Source organism: Pseudoalteromonas sp. H103 (assembly GCF_001469205.1).
In the GTDB taxonomy this organism is placed as follows: domain Bacteria; phylum Pseudomonadota; class Gammaproteobacteria; order Enterobacterales; family Alteromonadaceae; genus Pseudoalteromonas; species Pseudoalteromonas carrageenovora.
This window is the reverse complement of sequence record NZ_LOFG01000021.1, coordinates 1-24,482: the sequence shown is the minus strand read 5'-3', so window position 1 is coordinate 24,482 and position 24,482 is coordinate 1. Positions and strand designations below refer to the sequence as shown.

Here is a 24,482-nt window from a genome sequence, read left to right as displayed (position 1 = left end):
AATCATCATTTTGAGTACGTTTTGTAATGATAAACCCGACATGGTTAAACACGTTTTGTACGTTGGTTGAGGTAAATCATTTTACCCAAACCGCCGAGCGCTTATTTATGACCCAATCAGGGGTAAGTCAGCATATTAAAAAGCTAGAGCAGCAAGTAAAATGTGCGCTATTAGAGCGTCACGGCAAACAATTTACCCTTACCGTCCATGGGCAAAACTTGTATCAGCAAGGCAGCTTGTTATTAAAAGAATGGCAATTTTTAGAACAACAATTAAAAGATGACTCGCCTTACAGCGGCCTAGTAAAAATACAATCGCCTGGTAGTTGTGGGCTACAATTTTATAGCCAATTATTAGCATTACAGGCTGAGCATACCGAGCTTAATATTGATTATCGCTTTGCACCTAATACCAGTGTAGAGCAAGCGGTGGCAAACCACAGTGCCGACATAGGCTTTTTAACCCAAGCCCCCACGCTTAGCGAAGTTACCAGCCATAAAATTGGCCAAGAAGCTTTATTATTAGTAACCCCCGCACATATTAAAAAACCCACGTGGGAGGTTTTATGTGAGCTTGGCTTTATTGGCCATCCCGATGCAAAACACCACGCGCAGCTATTACTAAGCGAAAACTACAGTGAGTTTGAACATGTTGATCAAATTAAGCGCACGGGGTTTTCTAACCAAATAAGTTTAATACTGGAGCCGGTAAGTTTAGGGCTCGGTTTTACGGTTTTACCTGCGCATGCTGTTAGCGCATTTAATAAACCTGCGCTTATTAAAACACATCATTTAGCTAATCCGATTAGCGAAAATATTTATGTGTGCCATCATCGTAACAGGCCAATGGCAAAGCGCATGAATACAGTAATTGAAGCAATAAAAGCAGGCTAGGGCGCGTGTAACTGCGCCCGTAAAGCCCCTTTACAATTTATGCTGTGCGCTTAGGCTTTTGCTTAATAGCGAGTATGGTTTGCTTAGCTTGCAAATACACTTTGTGCACTGCAAAAGTTAATAAACTCATAAGTACCATTAAGCACAACGTTGGCCAAAGCGACTGAGTATGATAACCAAATACGCCCATAAACCAGCAAATTAGCACCCATTGAATAATGTAAAGGGCCGTTACATGTTTGCTCGCATATAAAAGAGCGCGGGTAATAGGGCCATTAAATTTATTTGCAATGGCATATTCTATTAAGGCTAATGCACATAAATTTAAGCCAATTAAATAAATAATACCGCCTCCATTTAAGTGAAAAAAGTTGCCAAACTGGCCTTTAAAATCAATAAATAACCACACTGAACCAATTACTAATAATACACCCCCTAACTTTGCACACACATTAAATAAATACGCTGCATTATGTTGGCTATTTATATATACACGCCCAAGCACGTAGCCGGTTAATATAGCGCTTACCCACGGAAATACCGGAAAATAAACTTGGTAGTTATTAGCAAAAAACAAATCGCTAATGTAAGGCGAAAGCGCAAACTGCTGCCCCCTAACAAACTGGCTTACAAGTGCAATAGCCACAGCTAAACATGCAATCCATGTGGTTTTCCAGCGGGCAATATTAAGCGCACCAAACAGTACTAAACTCACCCCTGCAAGTTGTAAAATATCACCCGTTAGCACCATAAATTGTAACTGCCCAGCACTGAGCGGGCTTTGCCAGCCATAGGCATTTATAAACGCCTCGGGCATGGTATTAAATACCTCAATGGGTAGCCAAAATTTTGCCGCATTCATTAAATACGCAAGGAGTAAAAGCTGTATACCACGCTTAATTAATAACATTGGGGTTTGCCTGCGCGAAAGCGCCATAGACAGCCCCATTGCCACTAAAAACGAGGCGGTGCCTTTGCCAAGTATATGAATAACAGCACCAAATAGGCTTTCACTTTGAAGCGTTGTGCTCGAGTACATCCATAGGGTGTGTACCAAAATCATAATAAAAACGCTCGCACCTCGGGCAAGGTCTATCGTTTTAAGACGTGTGTTCATTGGTTTTAATATCCTTTTTAGGGCAGGTTTGGCATTTGTTATAACCTGCTAAATAATAACGACAGCACGTTAAGCGCTCGGCCGTTAATTTAAATGGGGTGTTTAAATTAAAGTGATTACTGATTAAGTTATGTAGCTGTTGATGGCAATGTGTAATGTGCTCAGCACTTGCTAAATTTAAGCTATGAGCGCGCTCAAATGCGCTATTTAGGGTGTCGAGTAATAAGCGCCCTTGCTCTTTTTTACTAAGCGCGTACTCACTATTTATCCACTTACCTACACAACTTATAAACTCAATGAGTGCATTATTTTGCTCAGTTTTGCTTAATATAGGCGCGCCTGTGAGGTTAAACCCCCGACTGTAAGCACTGCTAATTTTTAATTGTAAGTGCATGGGGTTATGCGCGTTGTGTTTAGAAGTATGCCAATAACAATAGGCATAAATAGTTTGCCAACAAAGCTGCAAATATAAATGCCGGCTAATAAATTGCGTAGGCGCATGTGGGTAATGCGCCTTGCAATGAATCGCTAATTTGCGCACTAAATTTAAGCTTGGGTGAGCCGCAGTAGCTGGCTCATCTGGGCAAAATAAAAAGTGCGCAAGGGTTACTGGCTTAGCCATACAGCTTTGCCGATACCGGGTTATTTAAACTTCCGGCAAACTGTAAACTGCCTGCTGGGTCGGTTAAATCAACCATTTGTTTATTATTACCAAGCTGTAAACGGTTTAAGCAAGAGTGTGCAAATTCATCACTAAAAAAGTCATACTCTTTAAAACGCGCATTTAAGGCAGGGTTGGCTTGTTGATACGCGTTTACACTTTGCGCAACACCTTGCCAAAAATCGTGCTCGGTAATGCGCTCTTCTCTTACTAAAATAGCAACTAGGTATCTAAAAAAGCAGTCAAATACATCGGTAAATATACTTAGTAATTCAAGCTCTTTAGGCATAGCAATATGAATACGCGAAACCTCATCAGGTAGAGGTTCAGTGCTGTTAAGCAGCGCTACTTCTTCGCCTATGTCTTTCATGTAAGCGCCCACAGGCACTGAATTTTTAAGCTTTAAAATGAGGTTTTCGCCGTGGGGCATAAACACTAATTTATGGGCATAAAAACAATGCACTAACGGGATAAGATAGGCGTTAAAATAGTGTTGCAGCCAAGCATGTGTGCTTAAACCGCTTTGATCTATTAATGCACCTGCCATACTTTTACCGTTGTTATCTAGGTGCAGCAATGCGGCCATGGTGGTGAGTTGCTCATTATTTTGTAAGTTATGGTTTGGGTTTTCGCGCCATAAACAGGCAAACATTTTACGGTACGGTGTATCGCCCAACGCGCTTTGCTCAAAGGTATGATGCGCATACCCTAAGGTAGCGTACTCTCTTAGTGCAGTAAAATTGCACGCGCTAAGCGTGGGGTCGTAGTTTACTTTATTAAATACCCAATCATTTATAGCCGGGGTTACCGCCATATAAGCGCGCGAAAGCCCGCGCATAAAACCCATATTTAAAATAGACAGCGCCACTTTTAAATACGGCTTATGCGGGTGTGAGCAGTTATATAACGTACGAATAGATTGCTGCGCTTGATATAAATCGTCGCCTTCACCTAAATACACTAAACGGTTATTGGCAAACTCGTTGGCAAACACCACACTTAATTTATGTTGGTATTGCCACGGGTGCGCTGGTATTAATAGGTAATCATCAGGGTTTAGGTTTTGCGCTTTTAGCGCTTTGGTAAACGCATCACGGGTGGTTAAATCAAGCTCACCACTTATATGGCTTGGGTAATCACTAAAGTATTCACTATAAGCAAAATCACATACTGTTTTATGCGCCGCTAACCACAATACTTTAAACGGTTTACCCACCTCTGGCGCATAGTGTAAAAAGTCGGTTTTGCTAAAACCAATACGGCCATTATTAGCCACAAACGCAGGGTGGCCTTCGCTCATTGCGGCCTCTATTTGTTGTAGCCCTAATTGCGCTAGTTCGGCTGCGCTAAGGGTGTTGTTTTCGCGTTTATAACAGGCACTCGCAAGTGTGGCGTTAAGCTCTTCAAGGTAAGTGGCTAAACGCTCGCCAGTTAAACCCAGCGCAGGGCCTTGCACGCTAAAAAAGTGCAGTACATCAAGCTCTGCTTGCTCATTATTAAGGTTATAAAAGCATAAGCTTGGCTCGTCTATATCTATATGATTAAGCGCCATAGCACGGCCATTAAATATAAAATAACCCCCTTCAATATTTACTTTAAAACCTTGTGGGGTTTGCTCTGCAACCAATAAGCGCTCGTGTACCAGCTCGCTAATGGCTTTACTTTGTAAGTGCCTGTTAGCCCACTGCCAGTGGTCAAACTTTATATAGTTGGTGTTTATTGGCGTTTGCGCTTTGTGATGTAAATTAACGTGCGTTTCAAACGCAGCTTTATTACAAAACCCAAGGTAGGCGTTTTTATCAGCAAGGGTTATTTGCTTAGTATGCACAAAGCCTAAACGCTTATTTAAGGTATGAATTTTACTATTGGCAATATCGGGCTCTACTACTACGCGTGCATCGGCATTATGAGTAAAAATACTGTGCAATACGCACTGCATTATTTCAAAACTAAAATAGCGTTTAGGCTGTGTATTTGGGGCGAGTAAAATATGCATGCCGGTATCGTTTGGCATTACCTCATAGGCGGCTGCGAGTAGTTTGTCGTGCTTTGGGCTGTAAAGCTCAATTAAGGCAAGCAGCTCATTATTTTGCTCAATAACATAAGCATGATGATGCGGGTTGTTAATTATATCTTGGTAGGCGCTGCACATTTGATCGGGTGTGTGTTTACTCATACCCCAAAAATGGGCGTAAGGTAGTGTAAGCCACTGGCAAATTATGGGCATATCGCTTTGTTGTAGTAACCGCATAGTCACATTACCGGTGTTCTGTAACGTGGTTACAAAAGATGAAAAATACATAAAAACTCCTAAATCTTTTTAATTATTAAGTGGCTGTGTGTGCAGCTTGGCCAACAAATTTAACGCGCCACATCAAAATAGCGCCAAGGCTTGCAAAGCCAATGGCAGCAAAGTAAAAAGGCACGGTGGTATTAAAATATTCCACGCTCATACCCACTAATAACGACGCTAAAATAACGCCAATATTTTGCGCAACATGCACTTTGGCAAAATCACTGCCGTAGTGAGCAGGCTCGCTTTTAGCAAATAGCATCACTTCTAATAAAACCATGACCTGAAACAGCGCTATACCGTATAAAACGCGAGAGCTGACAACTAACCACACCGACTCTTGCGCCTGTAAATAAAGCCCAATAGCGCCAAAAATAAGTGCACACAATAATGTGCTGGTGCGACTAAGCGTAGGGAGAGGTAAGTGCTGCCGAAAGTGGTTAAACAGCAGCATAAGTAGCGCTGAAAAAGCAGGAATGGCGTACACAAGCGCACTTTGGAATGCACTACTTTGCGCGCTCATTCCTTGCCAATGGGTCGTAAAAAACGGCCTAATTAAAAACGCACTAAAATAAACCACCACGCTTATAAAACAAAATTTCCAAATAAAATACGGTGTACGAGTACGTGGTTTTTCGCTTTCAATCGCTTGCTGATAAATACCTAACTTTAAGCTCACCATTAAATAGGCACACAGCAGCACTTGTATTACATCGCCCGCAGCACTTAATAACAATGCATAACGCGGTGCATTTATACTAAAAAAGTACCCGCCCACTAATGCGCCGCCAATAGCACCAAAGTGCATAAGTACCGAAAACAAGCCAATAATAGAAAGATGCTTACTTTGCTGCTCTAAACGCAGTGCAAACGGGTAAATAAGCAGGTAACTGGCTTTAAGCACCAACATAAGCTGATAATAAAACCAAAATTCCCACACGTTAGTTGCAAAATAACAAAGCAAACCAAAGCAGGCGGCAATCACTTGCGTTACAAGCCAAAGAGCCAGCTCGTGGTATTTTTTGGCAACCTTTGCCCACAGTGGCAGCGCGAGCATAACGGTAATACAACAGTTAGCTACAAACACCCCAATAAGAGTGGGGTTACTTACAGAAAATTCGCTGGCAAAAAACTGCGGATAAAACGGCAGTAATAAGGTGTCGCACACTACCGAAATAACCGTAAGCAAAATAAGCGCTAAACGTAAATTCATGCGGCGTTACTCTTTTGCTGTGATTGGGTTTCTACATCGCTTAAATCAAAACACTGAAAAGCAATTTTTTGCTCAACCTGATACGGCGCATAACCGAGTATTTCGCGCAAAATTATACTGTTGCGATAACACGCCATGCCTAAATCGGGGGTTACAAAACCATGGGTGTGCTGCTCTGCATTTTGTACAAATATACGTTTTTGTTCGCTATCTACCGCATACTCGCGGCTAACTAAATAGCGGCCTTGTTCATCTTCTGGGAGTTGCTGTGCAATGGGGTTTAAAAAAGCAGGGCGCTTGTATTTAAAGCCCGTGGCACAAATTAAGTAATCGGTTTTTATTTCAAAGGCTTCATTTAGCTCTTGATGATAAAACTCAGTTACTAAGCGACCAGCACTTTTACGTGTATTAGTAAGCTTGCTGTTAGTTTTAAATGTGGTAGAAATGGGCCCATCTAGGCTTTGCGCGTAAAGGGTGTCAAAAATGTCATTAATTAAATCGCCATTAATGCCTTTAAATAAGTTTTTTTGATTTTGATTAAGCCAATCGCGTTGCTCAGTTTTTAAATTATAAAAGTAATCAACATACTCAGGAGAGGTCATCTCCAGCGTAAGTTTAGTGTATTCCAGCGGAAAATAACGCGGCGATCGCGCAATCCAATCTAGTTGCAAACCGTTTGGCACGGCTTGTTGTAATAAGGTGTGATAAATTTCAGCCGCACTTTGTCCTGCTCCCACAACCGTAACGCGTTTAGCAGCTTTTAGCTCATCAAGGCGGTGGCAAAAATCGCTACTGTGCAGTACGTTATTTGAATTACTTTGCACTGCGCAATCAGGAATATATGGGGCAGGGCCAGTGCCAAGCACTAAGTGGCGCGTAACATAGTGCTGCTCCCCATTTGGGGTTTTACAGGTAACGGTATAGCACTGAGTTTGCGGGCAAAACTCAACCTTAGTTACACTTTGCTCAAAACTTACGTTGCTAAGCTGCGAGCACACCCACTGGCAATAGAGGTTGTATTCTTTACGCAGTAAAAAAAAGCTCTCGCGAATATAAAAAGGGTATAAGCGATTATTAAGCTTGGCATAATTTAAAAAACTGTACTTGCTGGTAGGATCTGCAAGGGTCACTAAGTCAGACATAAACGGCGTTTGCAAAGTAACACCTTCTAGCATCATTCCGGGGTGCCAATCAAATTGGCTACGCTGCTCTAAAAATAAGCTTTTCACGCCCTCCAGTGGCTCACTTAAACATGCTAACGATAAATTAAACGGGCCAAGGCCAATGGCTATAAAGTCATAAGGTTGATTACTCATTATTTTTGCTCCTTATACGTTTGCCACGCAATAGTGCTAATTTGTTCAAGAACAGCTCGCACATCGCTCAATTGGCACTGGGCATTAAGTAGCGTAAATTTAAGGTAGTGACGGCCGTTAATTTTGGTGCGCGCAATCATGGCTTCACCAGTATTTAAAAATGTTTGGCGTACGTGCAGATTTAGGGTGTCGAGTAAATCGGGGTTATGTTTTAGCTCCTCTGGCGCAAAGCGAAATACCAGTGCGCTAAGCTCTGGGTAATTTATAACGTCAAAATCAGGGTGGTCGTTGAGCACAATATGGGTTTGACGAGCAAGGCCAATTACTTTATCAAACGCTCGCCCAAGTGGTGCTTCGCCCATGGTGCGCAGTGTTAACCAAAGCTTTAGGGCATCAAAACGGCGTGTGGTTTGTAAGCTTTTATCAACTAAATTTGGCGTGCCATTGCCGGCCTCAGCTAATGGGTTAAGGTAGTCGGCGTAAAGGGTAATATGGCTAAAGTGGCGTTTGTCACTTAATAAAAACGCACTGCAGCTAACCGGTTGCATAAACGATTTATGATAATCAATGGTAATTGAATCTACTTGTTCTATACCGTTTAAGGCACTGCGATGGTGCTCGCTTACCAGTAAACCGCCGCCGTATGCGCCATCAACATGGCACCAAAGCTGCTCTTTTTTAGCAAGTTTTGCTATGTCTTCAATTGGGTCAATTGAGCCAAAATCGGTTGTACCGGCGGTAACAACCACGGCGATAGGTAAATCGCCCTTGACTTTAGAATCCGCAATTGCGTGGTTAAGCGCATCCATATCCATTTGCATTTTATTGTTTGTAGCCACAGGTACTACCGCGTTATAACCTAAGCCCAATAATGCTGCTGCCTTTTGAATACTAAAATGCGCCACCTCAGAGCAATAAATACGAAAACGAGAGGCTACATCAGGCAAGCCTTGCAGCTTTACTTCATGATTTGCTGCATAACGGCTTACAGCTACTTCGCGTGCAACAAGCATCGCCATTAAGTTCGATTGCGTACCACCACTTGTAAAAACGCCATCGGCAGTGCTTGGCAGCTTTGCTTTTTCACAGCTCCAATCTATTAATTTTTGTTCAATAAGGGTCGCGCCAGCGCTTTGATCCCAAGTATCTACCGAGGTATTGATTGCGCCAATGATGTGCTCTGCTACAACTGCAGGGTACGTGACGGGGCAATTTAAATGCGCCATATAACGCGGGTGATGAAAATACACAGCGTGATCTAAATACACACTTTTAAGCTCGTTTAATACCGCCGAGAAATCAGCGAGAGGTTTAGCTAAATCTACATCATTTACAGTAGCGGCAAGCGTATTAACCGCCACGCCAGAAAACGGCTTTTGCGCTTTAGCCATAGCTTGTTGTACAGCCGAAAGCCCCTGCAGCGAAGCTATTTGATAGTTAATAAACTGGTCGAGATTAAATTGCGGCGGTAGGCCATTTTGCTCAAATAAAGTTTGGTTTTGAACAGAGCTGAGCTGTGCGGTTTGTAATTGTGACATATTTCGGTCCTTGGTACTTATTTGGGTTCAAGGATCTTAATGGTAACAATTTGCATTATCAATAATGATTAAGGACTAAATATAAGGTTATTATCGTACTCAGGGGAAAGTAATTAGTTATAAGGAATTACATTTAAAACTAACAGAGTATATAAAACGAGCTATGCAAATATTTAAAGTGCACTCTAATTAGTAAAGATTTGTTAGTTTGAAAATTGGGGAAAGGTTAATTTAAAGCTTGGGTATTTTAGGCGGACTAACAAAATAAGGGCTAAACCCTCTTTACAACTTAAGCGGTAAAGAGGGGTATAAAAGTAAAAATGCAGCTTAATTGATCTCTTCGAGCTTATTTTTCAAATCTACTAAATCAGTGGCAACCGTATTAGGCTGAATTTCCCACGGATCAAAAATAGAATCTTCTGAGCGTTTTATCCACGCACCACGCATACCATGCGAAATAGCGCCGGTTATATCAAACGGGTTACTCGAAATAAGCCACGTGTTTGCGCCCGTTGAATTGGTCTCGCGTAAAAAATGGCTGTAAACACCTGGATTTGGCTTAAATGTTTTCATATCGTCGGCGCTTACAACACCTTCAAAAAGCTCACTAATGCCAGCGGTTTCGAGCAATTTATTAACCGCATCAGCAGCGCCATTAGAAAACGCAAACAATCGGTAGTTTTGTGCTTTAAGTTGCTCAAGTCCTTTTTTAACATCATCAAAGGCCGGTAAAATTTTATATTGCTCAAGCAATTGCTGCTTTTGATCGTCACTAAGCTGCGTTTTATGCGATAAACACGCGTAATCGAGAGCATGTTTAGTACATAACGAAAACGGAATATAGTTTTGCATTAATCCGCGCCTAAACGAATATTCCAATTGTTTTTCGCGCCATGTATTTGAAAAGTTTTGCGCGTTATCGCCAATCATATCTTCAAGTAAGGACAGTACGCCGTGAGTGTTTATAAGCGTGCCGTATACGTCAAATGCAAGTGTGGTTGCCATGTTTACTCCCAATAAATTTAAATTACTTGTAGATTAGTCGCTTTGAGCTTAACTTACTTTGAACACTTGCTCAAATTAACAAAGCTTGTCTGTTTTAAAAGTTAGAGCATTAAAATAATAATAATTGAAAGGATTTTATCTATATGGATGATTATTTTAGTAGCCACCCATAATTAATTTTGGGTAAGAGGACACAAATTAAGGCAGGTCTAACTCAATCTAAGAGCTAAAAACTAATACCTTTAAATTAAAGTTCGCAATTGTTGTAAATTTAGCGGTGGAATAAAGTCATAATAAAACTATTAGAGTTATTGTAAAAATCAACAAGCATTAATTAGGGATTTAAAGTTTAACAAACGCTTGGTACTCCAAAATTATGACTATAAGATAGTTACGAAAATGCTGACCTTCAATAAGTTCGAGCAACTAGCTTTTGTATAAATACAAATGCCAATATTTAAAACACATGGAGTCTCAAATGGATGCTGTTGAGTATGGTTTAATATGCGACCGTAGTGATGAAAAAGATATAGTTAAAAACGTTAATGCGTATTTAGCTGAAAAGGGCTACAGAAAATTATACAAATGGAAGGATAAAGGTGGGATCAAAAATATTGATGATCCATCGAGCGATCCGAAACTCGAGTACACGTATGGGCAATTTATAAAAGAGTCTCCCAAGTGGTATTTTGATATATTGCCTAATAAAGATCTCAGAAGTATTTATAGGTTTGCTGAGCAAAAAGATTGCGCGTGGACTCTATTTTTTTCAAAGACAAACCCAGAATCATGTACAGAATCTGACAATATATATTTGGATAACTTTCTAAAAGACCTTCTCACAGGAACTGGTTATAAAAGTAAATTACTCTACAAATACTCAGGTGACGACTATCGAAGGTAATTACGACTCATCTAGCTCCCCTATTTTATAGCCAAATAAACCAGAGGCTAGATACAAAGTTCCTAAAACAGTGGTAAAAATTAATTGATCACTTGTACCTACAACGACATGACTTTTTAAAGCTATGTGGAATCACAAATTAAGTGAAAGTAGATTGTTTAAAGCCACATCTAACAACTAATTAGAGTACCCGTAATGAACAAACAAGAGTTAACCGAAATCTTTCGAAAGTTTAAAGCTTCTAACCCTGAACAGTGGGCAGAGAGCGAAATAGAAGAAGGTATCCCTCAGCTGGCTAGGTTTTTATTTTTAAAGGGTGCGTGGAGTAATGTCGTTCCAGACAACGATGAATGGATTCAGCACATCTTAAAAAATTATGATCCAACTGATAATGGCCCATACAGCGGAATGATGCACTCCATCAAAGAAATGATAGATGCAGGCGTCAGCAAAAATGCGATTACAGAGTTCGCCCGATGTATTGGTGCAGAAATGATATTTAGTATGACTTACCTAATGGATGACCCCGAAGTTGTTGAAGATAACGAATATGTAAATTGGGGGTTATTTATAACCGATGATGAAGGCCGGCCGATTAAAGAATTAAGTGGCCTTTATGAGAGTGTTTTAGGCACAGACCCAACAGGAAGAGAAATGTGCCCAAAAAATAAAATTGACCCAAGTAATGATTTAATAAACGCATAAAATTCTGGCTCTATAGCTTAAATAAAAAAGCTTGCTCAGTTATGTGAAAGCCCTGTTAGGCAAATTATTTAAAAGCTAAAAAAATTAAAGGACTAAGGAACATAGTATGAAAATATATTTTTTAATTTATGACAAAGTTAAAGAGCTGGATTTAGTTGGTTCTTGGGAACTAATAGGCCTGCTGGCAGAAAAGGGGTTATGTGAAAAACCCAAATTAATATCGCTAAATTCTATGACTCCCTCAGGTGAGCACGGCATGCGTTTTAGTGCCGATTATCACTTTACTGACTCATTACAGCCTGATGTGTTGATTGTACCCGGCGGCAGTGGTGCGCGTATAGCAATGGACGACCCTGACGTTGTTAATTATCTTAAAAAAACAGCTGAAAACTGCCACAGTATTTTATCTGTATGTACTGGTATGTATTTAATGCAAAAAGCAGGGCTATTTAAGCATAAAAAGACAACCACCCACTGGGCTTTTTTAGATCATCTTAAAAAAGATAGCACTGTGACTGTTATTGAAGAGCGCTTTGTTAAAGATGGTAATATTTGGTCTTGTGCTGGTGTTTCCGCAGGTATGGATATGTGTCTTGCTTTTATTGCTGATTATTATGGTGGTGATGTAGCCTCAAACATACAGTTAGACGCAGAATACTATCCGTCACCAATTATTTATGGTGACGCACATAAATATAACGCCACATCTAATTACATTAAAAAACTGCGTTAAAGCCTATTTTATAAATTTATGTTGGGCTTTGCAGCTCTTAACCCAACATGCGCTTTGTAAACCCCCATTACACTTTGATTAAATAAACTACTAAGTGCTTGCACTGTACTGATTAAAATTAATAAAACTTATACGCATCGAGCGCTAAAATATCCATTTCGGTATCACTAAAGAGCTTTTCAACCTGCGTGCCGCCTGCACCCATTGCGGCAAATAATGGTAAAAAGTGCTCTTGGGTAGGGTGGTTAAATAACACATGGGGTGCATCGGCTAAGTAATTTAAAAGTGCGGGCGTGTCTTGCGCTAAAAGCTTATATTCAACCCATTGGGTAAACGCTTTTACCATTTGAACACGGTTAGGTGTAGCAGGGGTTTTAAACACTTCTCGTAGGTTGTGGCTAATGCCACCAGAGCCAATAATCAATATATTATCGTCGCGAAGTGGGGCAAGTAACTGCCCATATTCATACATGGCTTTTGCGCCTAATTGAGTATTTATAGACACTTGTACAATAGGAATATTAGCCTGTGGGTACATTAAGCGCAGAGGTATCCATACGCCATGATCCCAACCTTGGGTTGCATTAAGCTCGACCTCAATACCTTTGTCTTTAAAGCGCGCTGCAATATCGTTAGCAAATGAAGGCTCGCCCGGTGCGGGATATTTAATGTTATACATATGGGCAGGGAAATTGTAAAAATCGTGAATGGTTTTGGGCGCTTTGCCTGCAGTAATTACTATGTTGTGGCTTGTGTCATTGTTAGCAACATCAAAATGGGCCGAAAAAATAATAATAGCGCTCGGTGTTTTAAGCGTTTTACCAAGCGATGTTAAAAAATCAGAGGTAGCCGACTGCTTAATTGCCATTATTGGCGAGCCATGTGAAATAAATAAAGCGGGCTGAGCCATGCTATTTCCTAATTAGTCTATTTTGATATAGCCATTTTATTGCTTTTTAATTTGGTGATAAATGTGCTATTTATTTATAAATTACAAACAACGTATTGTTAATTATGGACAAGCTAACCACCATGAAAACTTTTGTGAGCGTAGTGCAAGAGGGTTCATTTTCTAAAGCCGCCGATAAACTCGATATATCGCCGCAATTGGTGAGTAAATATGTATCAGCACTTGAAGAGGGGCTGTCTACCCGTTTATTGCACCGCACCACACGAAAAGTAAGCACCACAGAAGCAGGGGATCACTATTTTACTCGCTGCCTACAAGTACTTGGCGATATAGACGATATAGAAAACTCGCTTAATAACTTAAGCGAAAACGTATCGGGTGTGCTGAGTATTAGTGCGCCTATGTCGTTTGGGGTTAAGCATTTAGCACCACTGCTGGTTGAGTTTCAAAAGCAGTATCCAAATTTAAAGTTAGATTTAAAACTCACTGACCAATTTGTAGATATTGTAGAACAAGGCATTGATATAGCGTTGCGTATTGGGGTGTTAAAAAACTCATCCCTTATTGCTAAAAAAATAGCGCCTATACGCTTAGCTGTATTTGCTTCGCCTGCGTATTTAAAGCAGCACGGTACACCCACAACACTGCAAGAACTTCAGCAGCATAACTATTTACGCTACGCCAACGCTGAGCCAACTAAAAGGCTTACAGGGGTTAATGAGCTTAAAAGCGAGTTTAAACTTGAAAGTAATTTAGTAGCTAACAACGGCGATTTATTGCTAAATACAGCCATTGCAGGCGGCGGCATTGCTATGCAACCTACCTTTATAGCTGGTGAGGCACTAGCACTGGGTAAAGTTGTGCGTATTTTGCAAAACTATGAGCCCGAGCCTATGGGGCTCTACATGGTGTACGCAAACAGGCAGTTTTTACCTAGTAAAGTGCGTGCATTTGTTGATTTTACGAGTGGCTATTATGGCGATGTGCCATATTGGGATTTAGGAGAATGACATGTCGATAACCAATCAATTAGCGTTATTTGTAGATGTAGTGCAACAAGGCTCATTTGCTAAAGCCGCCGCATTAAACGATATGGATAACTCATCACTTTCTAAGCAAATTAAAAAGCTTGAAAGCAGCTTAGGTGTGCAATTACTTAATCGCTCTACGCGCTCGTTTTCGCTTACCTCAGCAGGGGATGAAATACTCCAACAAGCGCACATTCTTATAGATACCCTTAGTGATATTCACAATATTGCCGACTCGTACCAAGCCAAACCTAAAGGCATTTTACGCATTACCTCGGGCATGTTTTTTGGGCAACAGTATATTCAGCCTGTTATTAATATATTTATGCAAAAGTACCCAGAGGTAAAAATTACTCTAATGCTTGATGATAAGCGCAACGATATTATTAGCGACCATTACGATTTAGCGTTTAGAATTGGCAAACTTGACGACTCAAACTTAATGGCTAAAAAAATATCTGATATGCACTTTGCACTGGTTGCCTCTAATGACTTTATTGCACGCCATGGTATGCCAAACACGCCTGAGGAACTTTTAGCTTTACCTGCAATAGTTTATGGCAATGGCGATGTAAGCCTAGATCAAATTAAATTAAGCACTCAGCCTCATGGTGATGAATACAAAACCCACAAAATGAAGGGCAATTATAAAGTAAGCGATGTACGCGCCATGCTTGATGCCACAAAAGCGGGTTTAGGGTATGTGATGCTTGATTTATTTAACCTAGAAAAACCCATAGACGAAATGGGGCTAGTGCCGCTATTAGCTAATTATAAGCTCAGCGCATCGGGCACCGGTATTTATGCGCTGTATCCTCACCGTAAACAAACGCCACTGGTGAGCGAATTTATAAAAACTGTACAAGAGTATATTGGCAGCCCTGCATTTTGGGTAAAACATATTCCTAATTACAAACAGCTTTATAAATAACAGGTACAAAAAAGCCCCGTAAGGGGCTTGGGTATACTCAAAAAAACGTTATACACGAGATAGCTTAAAAACCTTCTAAAACCACTTTGCCTTTAGCTGTTTGGGTTTCAAGGTGCTGATGCGCTTTGCGTAAATTGGCAGCGTTAATTTTACCTAAGTGCTCACCTACCGTGGTTTTAATCTGCCCTAGGTCAATCATAGTGGCTACGTTGTTTAAAATAACGTGTTGCTCTTGCATGTCGTCGGTTTTAAATAACGAGCGAGTAAACATAAGCTCCCAATGTACCGACACGCTTTTATTTTTAAATGGCACAATGTTAAGCGTTTCAGGGTCATCAATTAGTGCAAATTGACCTTGTGGCTTCACTACTTTTTCAATTTCAGGTAAGTGCTGCTCTGTATTGTTTAAGCTTACTACGTAATCTACTTCGCTTAAGTTTTTAGCTGCAAACTCTTCACTTAACGGGTTACGGTGATTAACAATAGTATCGGCACCTAAATCTTCTAACCACGATATAGTTTCGGGGCGAGAGGCGCTTGCAATAATATTTAATTTAGTACGCTGCTTTAACAGCTGCACCATAATTGAACCCACACCACCGGCGGCTCCAATAACTAAAATGCTTTTAGAACCATCATTTTTAGCTACGTTTAAACGGTCAAACAATAATTCCCACGCAGTAATGCTGGTAAGCGGCAATGCTGCGGCTTCGCCATACGAAAGCGAACTTGGCATATGGCCAACAATACGCTCGTCAACTAATTGAAATTGCGCGTTACTGCCTGAGCGCGTAATGTCGCCCGCGTACCATACTTTGTCGCCTGGCTTAAATAACGAAACGTTTTCGCCAACTGATTTAACTACCCCAGTTGCATCCCAACCAATTACTTTATATTCGCCATCTGCTGCTGGCATTGCTTGGCGAATTTTAAAATCAACCGGATTAACCGATACCGCTTTAACTTCTACTAAAATATCGTGGCCGTGTGCTGCTGGCGTTTCAAGTTCAATGTCTTGTAATGATAATTCGTTTTCGATAGGTAAACTTTTTTGATATCCGATTGCTTTCATGGGAGTTGCCTCGTTAGCTAGTTAATACTCTGTGTTGATGACGCTATTTTGGCTTTATCAAGACTATTAAAAAAGAGACAAAACACCCAATTATTATGGGAATAAAATTCCATAATAATATAGGTAAATACTTAAAATCCCATTGCACATAGCTGTTATCGTTTTAAATTAGTAACACCTATTTAACTGTAACGGGGGTTTACAGTTAGCTTATATTGAGCTCAGTTAATTTATTCCACACACTTTCGCCACCGGGGTGCAAAGCCGCATGATATCTATACGCATAGTAAGTTATTGGCACGCAGTGGTGCTCACTCCCTACAACTACTAGGGTATTATTTTTAAGCTCGTTTGATATAACGTAGTCGGGCAGCCAGGCAATACCATTCCCTGCAACAGCGTGCACTTTTAAAAGCTCAGTCATGGATGAAACAAACACCTTTTTAAGCTTAGCGCCCGATATGATAGGCTCTAACTGCCGACCCATGTAGGAGTCGAGGCTGTAGGCTAAATGCGGTATAGGCGCTGCGCTTTCTAGGTTATATAAGGCTTTGCCTTGCTCGTCACAGGCGCTAACAGGTAATAACTTAGCATTACCTATTTTTTGATGACTAAACGGCGGCAGTTTAAGGCGTTCGTTATCAAAGGCAATAAGTAAGTCGCATTCACCTTGCTCTAGCGCTTCGGTGGCTTTGTCTACGTCTATAGCCTCTAAATTAAGTACAATGTCGCGCTCATCTTGTGTTTGAAAGTTAGCGAGTTGTAAGGTTAAAAAACTCGCTAAAGAATGTGCGGCGGCAACCTTTACAGAATAATTTTGCTGCACCGACAACTCCTCAAGCATGCTAACCGAGGTATTCATTTGGTTAACTAAATTACGCGCCGTTATATGAAATATTTTACCGCTTGGGGTAAGAGTAATAGGCAAGTTTTCTCGGTCGATTAGGGCTGCGCCCAGGGCGTCTTCAAGGGCTTTTATTCGCCGACTAAATGCAGGTTGCGTAATATGCCTAAGCTTTGCCGCTTGCGAAAAGCTTTTTGTGTGCGAGAGCGTTAAAAAATCTTCTAACCATTTACTTTCAATATTCATAGCGACCACTTAGTTATGCAATTTATGCATGGGTGGTAAAATAATAGCATTATTCAAACTAAATAAAACACTATAAATTAAGCCTATAAACTCAATAACCGGAATGCAATCATGCTCAGAACTCTTGGAGTGTTAGGAGGAATGGGGCCTTTGGCTACTGCCTCATTTATGAATCAGGTAATTGCGCTATCACCTGCTAAAAATGATCAAGAGCACATACCTATGTTTATAAGGAATATCCCGCAAATTCCTGACCGAACAAAATTTTTAATGGGTATTGAAGACGAAAACCCATTGTTTGAGCTAAAAAAAGGCTTTAAAGAGCTAACAAGCTTAGGTGTAAGCTGTATTGTTGTACCGTGTAATACCGCGCATTACTGGTACGACGCATTAACTCAAAATGCCGATGTACACACCATTAGTATTGTAAAAAGCGTTATTAAACAAGTTAAAGCAACCAATAAGCAAAGAGTGGGTATTTTAGCCACTACAGCCACACTAAATATGGGTATTTATCAAAACACATTTGAGCAGCACAATATTGATTTTATTGAGCCAAACACACAGCAGCAAATGGCTATTATGGATGGTATAACCGCTGTAAAAGCAGGGGATTTAAATAAAGGGCGCAACTTATTAAGCAAGGCTTACGAGTCAATGCTTGCCCAAGGTGCAGATTGCGTGCTGTTTGGCTGCACCGAAATACCACTTGTGTTAAATGAACAAGCTAAACACTCGCCAGATACCTGTTTAGACACCATCGCTATTTTAGCGCAAGAGTGCGTTAACTGGGCATATGCAAACGCCCATCAATCAACGCTCTCAAGTGTGGCTTAATTAAATATTAATTATAAATAGGTGTGCTTACACTGGCGCATTTAAGTAGCACACCTAAATAGCAACTTACACTGGCGCGTTTTGTTCAATCAAGTTTTTAGCTTTTAACTCACTCCAAAACGCATCAGGAATAGCGACCTTCATTGATGCTACATTTGCGTTAATTTGCTCAGCCGTTCGTGCCCCAGGAACAATTGAGGCCACAGTAGACGGTGCTTCTGCAAATTGTAGCGCAGCTGTTTTAATGTCGATGCCATGCTTAGTAGCAACTTCACTAATTGCATTATACTTTTGCTGCATAGGCGCTGGTATTTTAGGTGAGTAATTAAAGCGATTACGCCCCGTTAAAAAACCGCCATTAAGCGGCGCACCAATAACCGCAGAGATCCCACGTTTATCAAGCATTGGGAATGTTTTATTAAGTGCTTCTTTGTGATCTAAAATAGAATATTGCAGCGCTAATAAACAAATATCGGGATCTGACATATCAAGCGCTTTATAAACAGCGTGGGGCGTATTAACCCCAAAACCCCAACCTTTAATTATACCCTCGTCGCGCATTTTAGTGAGCTCAGGTATGGCACCTTTAGCGGCTTGATCAAAGTATTTAAGCCAATCATCACCCATATCGCTATTTTGAGGCGATAAATCGTGAATATAAACAATATCAAGCGACGCCACGCCAATTCTTTGTAGCGTATCTTCTATTGAACGGCGCGTACCCGAGGCTGAATAATCATACTTATAATGAAACGGTGAATGGTCGGCCCAGTGCCAGCTATTTTCTAAAGGCTCAGCAGAGGGAGTAAGCAAGCGCCCCACCTTGGAGGATAAAACAAAGTCTTCGCGTTTTTTATTACGTAATAAGTCCCCAAAGCGCCTTTCACTTAGGCTTAAACCATAAAACGGAGAAGTATCGTAATGCCGTATGCCTGCATCCCACGCAGCATTTAGCATTGTTAAGATTTCTGTATCGCTAGATATAGTATTAAAGCCGTTACCAGCCGCTAAACCACCTAGCCCCATTCGTGCTTCAGGGCGATAATGTTTAGCGTTCGTAACATCGTTAGTTGGAAGGGCTGCGCTTTTATCAATTGGGCCCTTAGTTGGCATAAGCTGCCCTTGAGACATTTTTACTTTTAGCTGCTCAGCCAATGCTGATGCACTAAAAATAGAACCCAAACTTAAAGCGGCTCCTGCTTTTATAAAGCTTCTGCGAGATACCATGTAACCTTTCTCCTTGAGTAACGTTAAATATCTACTCTATACGCTAGTATAAAACTCAAGCAAAAACAACAAAAGCAGTTACAATAAAGCTCAACATTATCAACAGGATGGGTTAAATTAACAGGCACTGAACAAGCATTTTATTTAACATTACTGAATGATTGTTTCGCTTGTTAGTACAGTAATTAAACATGTACAAAATGGTGCACTTTAATGGCTTGATAAAAAAGTATACTTCCACCTTGGTGCACCTTTTAATTCCAACAAACACAATATGTAAGTGGTTACATTTATTACAATGTATACATAGCTAAACAAACGGTAAAAAATAAACAAGCAAAACTAAAAGCTTAATTTAGCTCTTTAGTAAAGCGCTTACGGTAGCGCTTACGGTAGCGCTTTGTAAGCTTAGCTGTGCGTATTTGATCGCTTATCAAAGTAAAAATAGCGGAGGCATTTGCTTTAACATGTTTGCCTTGGCCAACTCGGCGAATTTGCCTTTTTACCAGCGCCATAGTGGCAAGCCCAGCAAGGGTTTTGTCTTTAAACGTAACACGCGGCATAAGCAGGTTTTGCGCTGGCTGTGTTTGCCAGCAATTAACTAAATTAGGCTGATAAGCCAATGCCGTGGCCATACCAACGAGCGCTACGCCTGAGCTAATTACTTTATTTGCCACATCTAATCGGCTAATGCCACCGGTGGTCATAATGGGTATGTTTGATTGCTCGCTAATTGCTTTGGCAAACTCTAAAAAGTACGCCTCACGTGCAAGTGTACGCTCATCGCCTGTTTGTCCTTGCATAGCCGGTGCTTCGTAACTTCCGCCCGAAAGCTCTACAAAATCAACCTTTAATGCGCTTAGCATATTAACAACCGCTTGCGCGTCACTTGGTTCAAAGCCACCGCGCTGAAAATCAGCTGAGTTAAGTTTTATGGATACCGAAAAACTCTCGCTACAATGTGCTTTAACGCTTTTGGTAATTTCAAGTAATAAGCGGGCGCGGTTTTCAAGGCTACCGCCCCATTTATCATCTCGTTTATTAGTAAGAGGAGATAAAAACTGTGCTAATAAATAGCCATGTGCAGCATGTATTTGTACGCCATTAAAGCCTGCTTTTTCAGCCTGTAAGGCTGTTTGTGTAAAACGCGTAACTACATCGTTAATGTCACTTTGTGTCATTGCCTTTGGCTGAGCAAATAAATGTGAGTGTTTACCCACATCAAGCGCAATGTCTGAGGCACTAAAGGCTTTTCCGCCCATATTTTTAAACACTTGGCGACCAGGGTGATTAATTTGCATAACAATTTTACAATCGTTCTGCTGCGCCAAGCGTGCAAGTTCTGCAAAAGGCGCTATATCGGTTTTCTGCTCAAGGGCAAGGCCGCCTGGCCCTGTCATTGCAAGGTGGTCAACCATAACATTGCCTGTAATAATTAACCCGCAGCCGCCTTTTGCCCATTCACTGTATACATTTTTAAGCACTTGCGATGGCGTTTGGTTAGCCTCTGCGAGGTTCTCTTCCATAGCGGCTTTTACTACTCGGTTTTTAAGCGTTAAACCGCTTGGTAGGGTAAAGGGCGTAAATACAGCAGATTGTTCAAACTCAAACATACATATAAACCATAAATTGACATTACAGGCACTATAACCTTAAAGTCAGCTTTAAGGTCAACCCGCTTTTTATAGTAGAGGCAATAATGAAAATAGGTGAACTAGCTAAGCACTCGGGTATTGCAGCAAGCACCATACGGTATTACGAAAGTATAGGGCTGCTGCCACACGGTACGCGAAATAACAACGGGTATAGGCAATACGATAAGGCTAGTGTAGAGCAGCTTAAAATGATTAAGTTTGCACAAAGTTTAGGGTTTTCGCTTGAAGAAATCCCCTCCCTGCGTAAGCCTAATGAGGAGCTAGATCACAACGCCATTATTGCGCGCCTTGGTGAAAAACAACATGAAGCTAATGCACTAATAAAGCAGCTACAGCGTAAGTCAGAGCGTATTGGTAATTTAATTACACTGCTTAATGCAAGCTGGTCTAATGGAGAGTGTATTGGCGATGAAAAAATAAATGAGTTATTGAATGAGGTGGAGTATTAAAGGCGTAAGCTAGTTCATGTGAGCTTTAGTTGTATTCGTTTTGCGGCGCTGTACCATGAAAATTGATATAAAGCTTTTGTAAGTTGCCAGGCACTAGAGGCCAACCAACCGCAATAGTATGAGAACTTGCGCACCAAAATAGTGTCTCTACGTAATATACGTCTATGTATTCAATTACTTTTGCATCAGCGTTTATTAGCTTTTCAGCCATAAAACTTAAATAACGCTGGGCTTGCTCCACATAGCCAAGAGCAAAAGCGTGTGTTGTGGCTTTAGAAAATGCCTCCATTTTAAACGTGGTTTCATCTTCATCATAGATGCTCATTAACGCTTTAACTTCAGGAAATTGAACGCTGATTTCGTTCAATAAGTTATAAATTACAACATCAGTTTTCATCAATTGAACTCCGCGCTTAATAGTCCAAAGCATTTTAGGTCGTGAAATTGCCCTTTCCAAAAACCACTTTGTCGCCTTGTGCCTTCCTCACAAAAGCCAAGCTTTAGTAAAAGTGCTTCTGATGCGTTGTTTCCTGGTACAGTGTCGGCTTGAATTCGATTTAAAGCCCCGCAACTTAGCAACCCATCAAAGGCAGCTTTTATAATTATACTAATAGCCTCAAAAGCATAGCCTTTACCCCAATACTGGCTACTAAGGTCGTAACCAATAAATGCGTGCTTCATTGGTACTGACCAACTATTAAAACCACAAGTACCTATTAACTCATCAGTATTTTTTAAACGGATAGCCCAGCGGATCCCTTCACCATTTTTATATCTATAATTGAATAAATCAATTAACTTATCAGCTTGGGAGGTTTGGGTTAAGGGCGCCAGATCATAGTATTTAGTAACTTGTTGGTCTGAAAAAAGAGCAAAAATAGCGTCTCTATCCTCATAATTTATAGGGGTTAACGCTAACCTTTGTGAACTGAGTAAGGGAAAAACCATTAACCTTCCTTTTAATGTATAAAACAGTAGAGATAAATCGAACTTAATCCAGCTCTAATTGGGCTTTTTCTACGCTTTCGTTTGGTAGCTCTTTTTGAACCGATACACCTAGCTCTTTAAATTCTGAAGCTTGTTTAATTAAGTTGCCTTTACCACGGTAAAGCTGTGAAAAGGCTTTATCGTAACTTTCTTTTGCGCGGTCTAGTTGTTTGCCAACACCTTCCATACTCGTTAAAAAGCCATTGAGCTTGTTGTAAAAGCGCTCTGCACGATTCGCCAGCTCTTTAGAGTATTTGGTTTGCTCTTCAAAGCGCCACAGCTGTTTAACAATATTAAGGCTTGTAAGCAGAGTAGTTGGTGTAGCAACTAAAATGTTTTTTTCGATAGCTTGTTGGTAAATATCGCTTTGGTATTTAAGCGCCTCTACAAAGGCAGACTCAATAGGGACAAACATAATAACTACTTCAGGCGAATTTATACCAGGGAGTCGAGCGTACGATTTACTGGCAAGCTCGTTAATACGCGATGTAACGGCATTTACATGCTCTTTAATTGCTTGGCTAGCCTCTAGCTCATTTTCGGCGTTAACGTAACGGGTATAAGCATTTAGCGATGTTTTAGCATCAATCACTAAGTGGCGGCCCTGTGGTAAATACACCACTACGTCGGGGCGCAGTCGACCGTCTTCGGTGTTAAACGATACTTCGCGTTTGTAGTCAGTACCTGCACGCAGGCCTGCGCTGTCGAGTACGTTTTCGAGCATTAGTTCGCCCCAATTACCTTGCGTCTTTTTTTGCCCTTGCAGTGCATTACTGAGCTTATCGGCTTGCTCGGTAATAGCTTGGCTTTTCGCTTGTAAATGCAGTAGCTCAGTTTTAAGGGCAGCACGTTGCTTTAAATCTTCAACGTGAATAGATTCCATTTTATCTCTAAAGCCTTTTAGCTCCCCTTGTACTGGTTTTAATAGTTGCTCAATGCTTTCTTGATTTAGAGTTTTAAAGCTTTGCGATTTTTCTTCTAAGATTTTATTAGCGAGATTTTCAAACTCTTTTTTAAGCACATTTTTACTTTGCTCTATTTGCGCGAGCTGCTCGGTAAAGTTTTGCTGTTTTTGTTCAAGCGTAGTACGCATATTATTATATTCAACATCGCGCTGATTAAATTGCTCACGCAGAGCAGTTAATTCGCCTTCGGCTTTACGCCAAAAATAGTTGTATTGAACGCTTTGTTTTTCTTGCTCGCTAAAGCGGGTTTTAAAGTGCTGTGCTTCGTCGCGTTGCTCCTGATGAGTATGCTCTAGCAGTTCGTGATCTTCTAGTAAGGTATTGTATTGCTGCTGTTTATTATCAAACTGATTTTGTAGTAATGAAAGTTGCTGTTCCTGCTCGCTAATCTGTTGATTTAATTTTTTACGAAGCTGCGCAGCTACAAGACTATAAAGCAATGCGCCTGCGGTAACGCCAGCGCCCAGACTTAACCAGTCAATATGAGTGAGTAATTGGGTAAACATAAAATAAACTTATAAAATTTAGAGACATGCCATCATAACCAATAACATTGATGCGGGGTAGGGGAAGTAACTAAAGCTTTAACTTAGATAAAAAAGCCAGCTAGAGGTAAGCTGGCTCAACATTACATAATTAAGTAATCAAAGGGAAAAATAATCTACTGCTGTTTATCAGCAGGTATAACAGTAGACCGTGTAAACAAAAAAACTATTCAAAACATTTACTTTAGACATAAAAAAAGCCAGCTCAAAATGGGCTGGCTCAATCATTACTAAATTTAGTAACCAATCAGGGTAATCAACATGATGCTTGAGTTAACTGCAATTAACCAACAAGCATAATAGTAGACGCCCAACTTTAAATTAAGTTCAAAATAGCAGATAAAAAATTTAAATATAAAAATTAAGGAAAATTTTAGACATAAAAAAAGCCAGCTAAACTAGGCTGGC

General features: G+C 40.6%; 23 protein-coding genes. 8 read left to right on the top strand and 15 right to left on the bottom strand.

Annotated elements, in window-relative coordinates:
• Positions 1–26 precede the first annotated feature (26 nt).
• A complete protein-coding gene (locus ATS74_RS18790; protein ID WP_058550395.1) occupies positions 27–893 on the top strand; it encodes a LysR family transcriptional regulator in 867 nt (288 codons plus the stop codon).
• Between the two features lie 37 nt (positions 894–930).
• On the opposite strand, the gene ATS74_RS18785 is transcribed toward ATS74_RS18790, so the two are convergent.
• From ATS74_RS18785 to ATS74_RS18755, 7 genes are all read right to left on the bottom strand, one after another.
• Positions 931–2,010 carry a heparan-alpha-glucosaminide N-acetyltransferase domain-containing protein gene (locus ATS74_RS18785; protein ID WP_058550394.1) on the bottom strand — a complete coding sequence of 360 codons (1,080 nt, stop codon included), beginning with the start codon at positions 2,008–2,010 and terminating at the stop codon, positions 931–933.
• Complete coding sequence (locus ATS74_RS18780; protein WP_058550393.1) at positions 1,994–2,632, bottom strand: hypothetical protein; 639 nt, start codon at positions 2,630–2,632, stop codon at positions 1,994–1,996. The genes ATS74_RS18785 and ATS74_RS18780 overlap by 17 nt, the downstream gene beginning before the upstream one ends.
• Positions 2,625–4,973, bottom strand: coding sequence for a GNAT family N-acetyltransferase (locus ATS74_RS18775; RefSeq protein ID WP_058550392.1), 2,349 nt, complete (start codon positions 4,971–4,973; stop codon positions 2,625–2,627). The genes ATS74_RS18780 and ATS74_RS18775 overlap by 8 nt, the downstream gene beginning before the upstream one ends.
• A 25-nt stretch (positions 4,974–4,998) precedes the next feature.
• The gene (locus ATS74_RS18770) at positions 4,999–6,177 is read right to left on the bottom strand and encodes an MFS transporter (protein ID WP_058550391.1); all 1,179 of its coding nucleotides are present in this window, start codon (positions 6,175–6,177) and stop codon (positions 4,999–5,001) included.
• A complete protein-coding gene (locus tag ATS74_RS18765) occupies positions 6,174–7,493 on the bottom strand; it encodes a lysine N(6)-hydroxylase/L-ornithine N(5)-oxygenase family protein (RefSeq protein ID WP_058550390.1) in 1,320 nt (439 codons plus the stop codon). Before ATS74_RS18765 ends, ATS74_RS18770 begins: the two co-directional genes overlap by 4 nt.
• The gene (locus tag ATS74_RS18760) at positions 7,493–9,031 is read right to left on the bottom strand and encodes a pyridoxal phosphate-dependent decarboxylase family protein (protein ID WP_058550389.1); all 1,539 of its coding nucleotides are present in this window, start codon (positions 9,029–9,031) and stop codon (positions 7,493–7,495) included. The genes ATS74_RS18765 and ATS74_RS18760 overlap by 1 nt, the downstream gene beginning before the upstream one ends.
• Before the next feature lie 327 nt (positions 9,032–9,358).
• Positions 9,359–10,036 (bottom strand): haloacid dehalogenase type II, encoded by a 678-nt coding sequence (locus tag ATS74_RS18755; RefSeq protein ID WP_058550388.1) that lies wholly within the window; start codon positions 10,034–10,036, stop codon positions 9,359–9,361.
• A gap of 478 nt (positions 10,037–10,514) precedes the next feature.
• Here ATS74_RS18755 and ATS74_RS18750 point away from each other — a divergent pair, with 478 nt between their 5' ends.
• The 3 genes from ATS74_RS18750 (at position 10,515) to ATS74_RS18740 (ending at position 12,378) form a co-directional block, all read left to right on the top strand.
• The gene (locus tag ATS74_RS18750; RefSeq protein ID WP_058550387.1) at positions 10,515–10,940 is read left to right on the top strand and encodes a hypothetical protein; all 426 of its coding nucleotides are present in this window, start codon (positions 10,515–10,517) and stop codon (positions 10,938–10,940) included.
• A gap of 195 nt (positions 10,941–11,135) precedes the next feature.
• The gene (locus tag ATS74_RS18745; RefSeq protein WP_058550386.1) at positions 11,136–11,645 is read left to right on the top strand and encodes a hypothetical protein; all 510 of its coding nucleotides are present in this window, start codon (positions 11,136–11,138) and stop codon (positions 11,643–11,645) included.
• A 106-nt stretch (positions 11,646–11,751) separates the two neighbouring features.
• On the top strand, positions 11,752–12,378 hold the full coding sequence (locus ATS74_RS18740; RefSeq protein ID WP_058550385.1) for a DJ-1/PfpI family protein: 627 nt from the start codon (positions 11,752–11,754) through the stop codon (positions 12,376–12,378).
• Positions 12,379–12,496: 118 nt separating this feature from the next.
• Here ATS74_RS18740 and ATS74_RS18735 read toward each other — a convergent pair whose 3' ends face one another.
• Positions 12,497–13,288, bottom strand: a complete 792-nt coding sequence (locus ATS74_RS18735) for a DODA-type extradiol aromatic ring-opening family dioxygenase (protein ID WP_058550384.1) — start codon at positions 13,286–13,288, stop codon at positions 12,497–12,499.
• 104 nt (positions 13,289–13,392) lie between these two features.
• Here ATS74_RS18735 and ATS74_RS18730 point away from each other — a divergent pair, with 104 nt between their 5' ends.
• Together ATS74_RS18730 and ATS74_RS18725 are read left to right on the top strand one after the other, a co-directional pair.
• The gene (locus tag ATS74_RS18730; protein ID WP_058550383.1) at positions 13,393–14,298 is read left to right on the top strand and encodes a LysR family transcriptional regulator; all 906 of its coding nucleotides are present in this window, start codon (positions 13,393–13,395) and stop codon (positions 14,296–14,298) included.
• A gap of 1 nt (position 14,299) precedes the next feature.
• Entirely contained in the window at positions 14,300–15,247 is a 948-nt protein-coding gene (locus tag ATS74_RS18725) for a LysR family transcriptional regulator (protein ID WP_058550382.1), read from the top strand.
• A gap of 64 nt (positions 15,248–15,311) precedes the next feature.
• On the opposite strand, the gene ATS74_RS18720 is transcribed toward ATS74_RS18725, so the two are convergent.
• Together ATS74_RS18720 and ATS74_RS18715 are read right to left on the bottom strand one after the other, a co-directional pair.
• Positions 15,312–16,319, bottom strand: coding sequence for a zinc-binding alcohol dehydrogenase family protein (locus ATS74_RS18720; protein WP_058550381.1), 1,008 nt, complete (start codon positions 16,317–16,319; stop codon positions 15,312–15,314).
• Between the two features lie 205 nt (positions 16,320–16,524).
• Entirely contained in the window at positions 16,525–17,409 is an 885-nt protein-coding gene (locus tag ATS74_RS18715) for a LysR family transcriptional regulator (protein ID WP_058550380.1), read from the bottom strand.
• Positions 17,410–17,520: 111 nt separating this feature from the next.
• Here ATS74_RS18715 and ATS74_RS18710 point away from each other — a divergent pair, with 111 nt between their 5' ends.
• Positions 17,521–18,246 carry an aspartate/glutamate racemase family protein gene (locus ATS74_RS18710; protein WP_058550379.1) on the top strand — a complete coding sequence of 242 codons (726 nt, stop codon included), beginning with the start codon at positions 17,521–17,523 and terminating at the stop codon, positions 18,244–18,246.
• Positions 18,247–18,312: 66 nt separating this feature from the next.
• Here ATS74_RS18710 and ATS74_RS18705 read toward each other — a convergent pair whose 3' ends face one another.
• Both ATS74_RS18705 and ATS74_RS18700 read right to left on the bottom strand, forming a co-directional pair.
• Entirely contained in the window at positions 18,313–19,473 is a 1,161-nt protein-coding gene (locus tag ATS74_RS18705) for an aldo/keto reductase (protein ID WP_058550378.1), read from the bottom strand.
• Positions 19,474–19,823: 350 nt separating this feature from the next.
• A complete protein-coding gene (locus ATS74_RS18700) occupies positions 19,824–21,086 on the bottom strand; it encodes an NADH:flavin oxidoreductase/NADH oxidase family protein (RefSeq protein ID WP_058550377.1) in 1,263 nt (420 codons plus the stop codon).
• 86 nt (positions 21,087–21,172) lie between these two features.
• Between ATS74_RS18700 and ATS74_RS18695 the strand changes: the two genes are divergently transcribed.
• Positions 21,173–21,577 carry a MerR family transcriptional regulator gene (locus tag ATS74_RS18695; RefSeq protein ID WP_058550376.1) on the top strand — a complete coding sequence of 135 codons (405 nt, stop codon included), beginning with the start codon at positions 21,173–21,175 and terminating at the stop codon, positions 21,575–21,577.
• Between the two features lie 25 nt (positions 21,578–21,602).
• On the opposite strand, the gene ATS74_RS18690 is transcribed toward ATS74_RS18695, so the two are convergent.
• The 3 genes from ATS74_RS18690 to rmuC are packed head-to-tail and all read right to left on the bottom strand — an operon-like array spanning position 21,603 to position 24,035.
• Positions 21,603–21,974, bottom strand: a complete 372-nt coding sequence (locus tag ATS74_RS18690; protein WP_058550375.1) for a DUF7674 family protein — start codon at positions 21,972–21,974, stop codon at positions 21,603–21,605.
• Positions 21,974–22,525: a GNAT family N-acetyltransferase gene (locus ATS74_RS18685; RefSeq protein ID WP_058550374.1), complete on the bottom strand. Its 552-nt coding sequence runs from the start codon at positions 22,523–22,525 to the stop codon at positions 21,974–21,976. The genes ATS74_RS18690 and ATS74_RS18685 overlap by 1 nt, the downstream gene beginning before the upstream one ends.
• A 43-nt stretch (positions 22,526–22,568) precedes the next feature.
• Positions 22,569–24,035 (bottom strand): DNA recombination protein RmuC, encoded by a 1,467-nt coding sequence (gene rmuC, locus ATS74_RS18680; protein ID WP_058550373.1) that lies wholly within the window; start codon positions 24,033–24,035, stop codon positions 22,569–22,571.
• Positions 24,036–24,482 lie beyond the last annotated feature (447 nt).

Excerpts from the sequence above, each read along its gene's own strand:
- ATS74_RS18725 (WP_058550382.1), top strand. The coding sequence starts at position 14,300 with ATGTCGATAACCAATCAATTAGCGTTATTTGTAGATGTAGTGCAACAA.
- ATS74_RS18740 (WP_058550385.1), top strand. The coding sequence starts at position 11,752 with ATGAAAATATATTTTTTAATTTATGACAAAGTTAAAGAGCTGGATTTA.
- ATS74_RS18730 (WP_058550383.1), top strand. The coding sequence starts at position 13,393 with ATGGACAAGCTAACCACCATGAAAACTTTTGTGAGCGTAGTGCAAGAG.
- ATS74_RS18780 (WP_058550393.1), bottom strand. The coding sequence starts at position 2,632 with ATGGCTAAGCCAGTAACCCTTGCGCACTTTTTATTTTGCCCAGATGAG.
- ATS74_RS18760 (WP_058550389.1), bottom strand. The coding sequence starts at position 9,031 with ATGTCACAATTACAAACCGCACAGCTCAGCTCTGTTCAAAACCAAACT.
- ATS74_RS18685 (WP_058550374.1), bottom strand. The coding sequence starts at position 22,525 with ATGGTTTTTCCCTTACTCAGTTCACAAAGGTTAGCGTTAACCCCTATA.
- ATS74_RS18790 (WP_058550395.1), top strand. The coding sequence starts at position 27 with ATGATAAACCCGACATGGTTAAACACGTTTTGTACGTTGGTTGAGGTA.
- ATS74_RS18735 (WP_058550384.1), bottom strand. The coding sequence starts at position 13,288 with ATGGCTCAGCCCGCTTTATTTATTTCACATGGCTCGCCAATAATGGCA.
- ATS74_RS18770 (WP_058550391.1), bottom strand. The coding sequence starts at position 6,177 with ATGAATTTACGTTTAGCGCTTATTTTGCTTACGGTTATTTCGGTAGTG.
- ATS74_RS18775 (WP_058550392.1), bottom strand. The coding sequence starts at position 4,973 with ATGTATTTTTCATCTTTTGTAACCACGTTACAGAACACCGGTAATGTG.
- ATS74_RS18755 (WP_058550388.1), bottom strand. The coding sequence starts at position 10,036 with ATGGCAACCACACTTGCATTTGACGTATACGGCACGCTTATAAACACT.
- ATS74_RS18705 (WP_058550378.1), bottom strand. The coding sequence starts at position 19,473 with ATGGTATCTCGCAGAAGCTTTATAAAAGCAGGAGCCGCTTTAAGTTTG.
- ATS74_RS18750 (WP_058550387.1), top strand. The coding sequence starts at position 10,515 with ATGGATGCTGTTGAGTATGGTTTAATATGCGACCGTAGTGATGAAAAA.
- rmuC (WP_058550373.1), bottom strand. The coding sequence starts at position 24,035 with ATGTTTACCCAATTACTCACTCATATTGACTGGTTAAGTCTGGGCGCT.
- ATS74_RS18715 (WP_058550380.1), bottom strand. The coding sequence starts at position 17,409 with ATGAATATTGAAAGTAAATGGTTAGAAGATTTTTTAACGCTCTCGCAC.
- ATS74_RS18720 (WP_058550381.1), bottom strand. The coding sequence starts at position 16,319 with ATGAAAGCAATCGGATATCAAAAAAGTTTACCTATCGAAAACGAATTA.
- ATS74_RS18745 (WP_058550386.1), top strand. The coding sequence starts at position 11,136 with ATGAACAAACAAGAGTTAACCGAAATCTTTCGAAAGTTTAAAGCTTCT.
- ATS74_RS18695 (WP_058550376.1), top strand. The coding sequence starts at position 21,173 with ATGAAAATAGGTGAACTAGCTAAGCACTCGGGTATTGCAGCAAGCACC.
- ATS74_RS18710 (WP_058550379.1), top strand. The coding sequence starts at position 17,521 with ATGCTCAGAACTCTTGGAGTGTTAGGAGGAATGGGGCCTTTGGCTACT.
- ATS74_RS18785 (WP_058550394.1), bottom strand. The coding sequence starts at position 2,010 with ATGAACACACGTCTTAAAACGATAGACCTTGCCCGAGGTGCGAGCGTT.
- ATS74_RS18690 (WP_058550375.1), bottom strand. The coding sequence starts at position 21,974 with ATGAAAACTGATGTTGTAATTTATAACTTATTGAACGAAATCAGCGTT.
- ATS74_RS18765 (WP_058550390.1), bottom strand. The coding sequence starts at position 7,493 with ATGAGTAATCAACCTTATGACTTTATAGCCATTGGCCTTGGCCCGTTT.
- ATS74_RS18700 (WP_058550377.1), bottom strand. The coding sequence starts at position 21,086 with ATGTTTGAGTTTGAACAATCTGCTGTATTTACGCCCTTTACCCTACCA.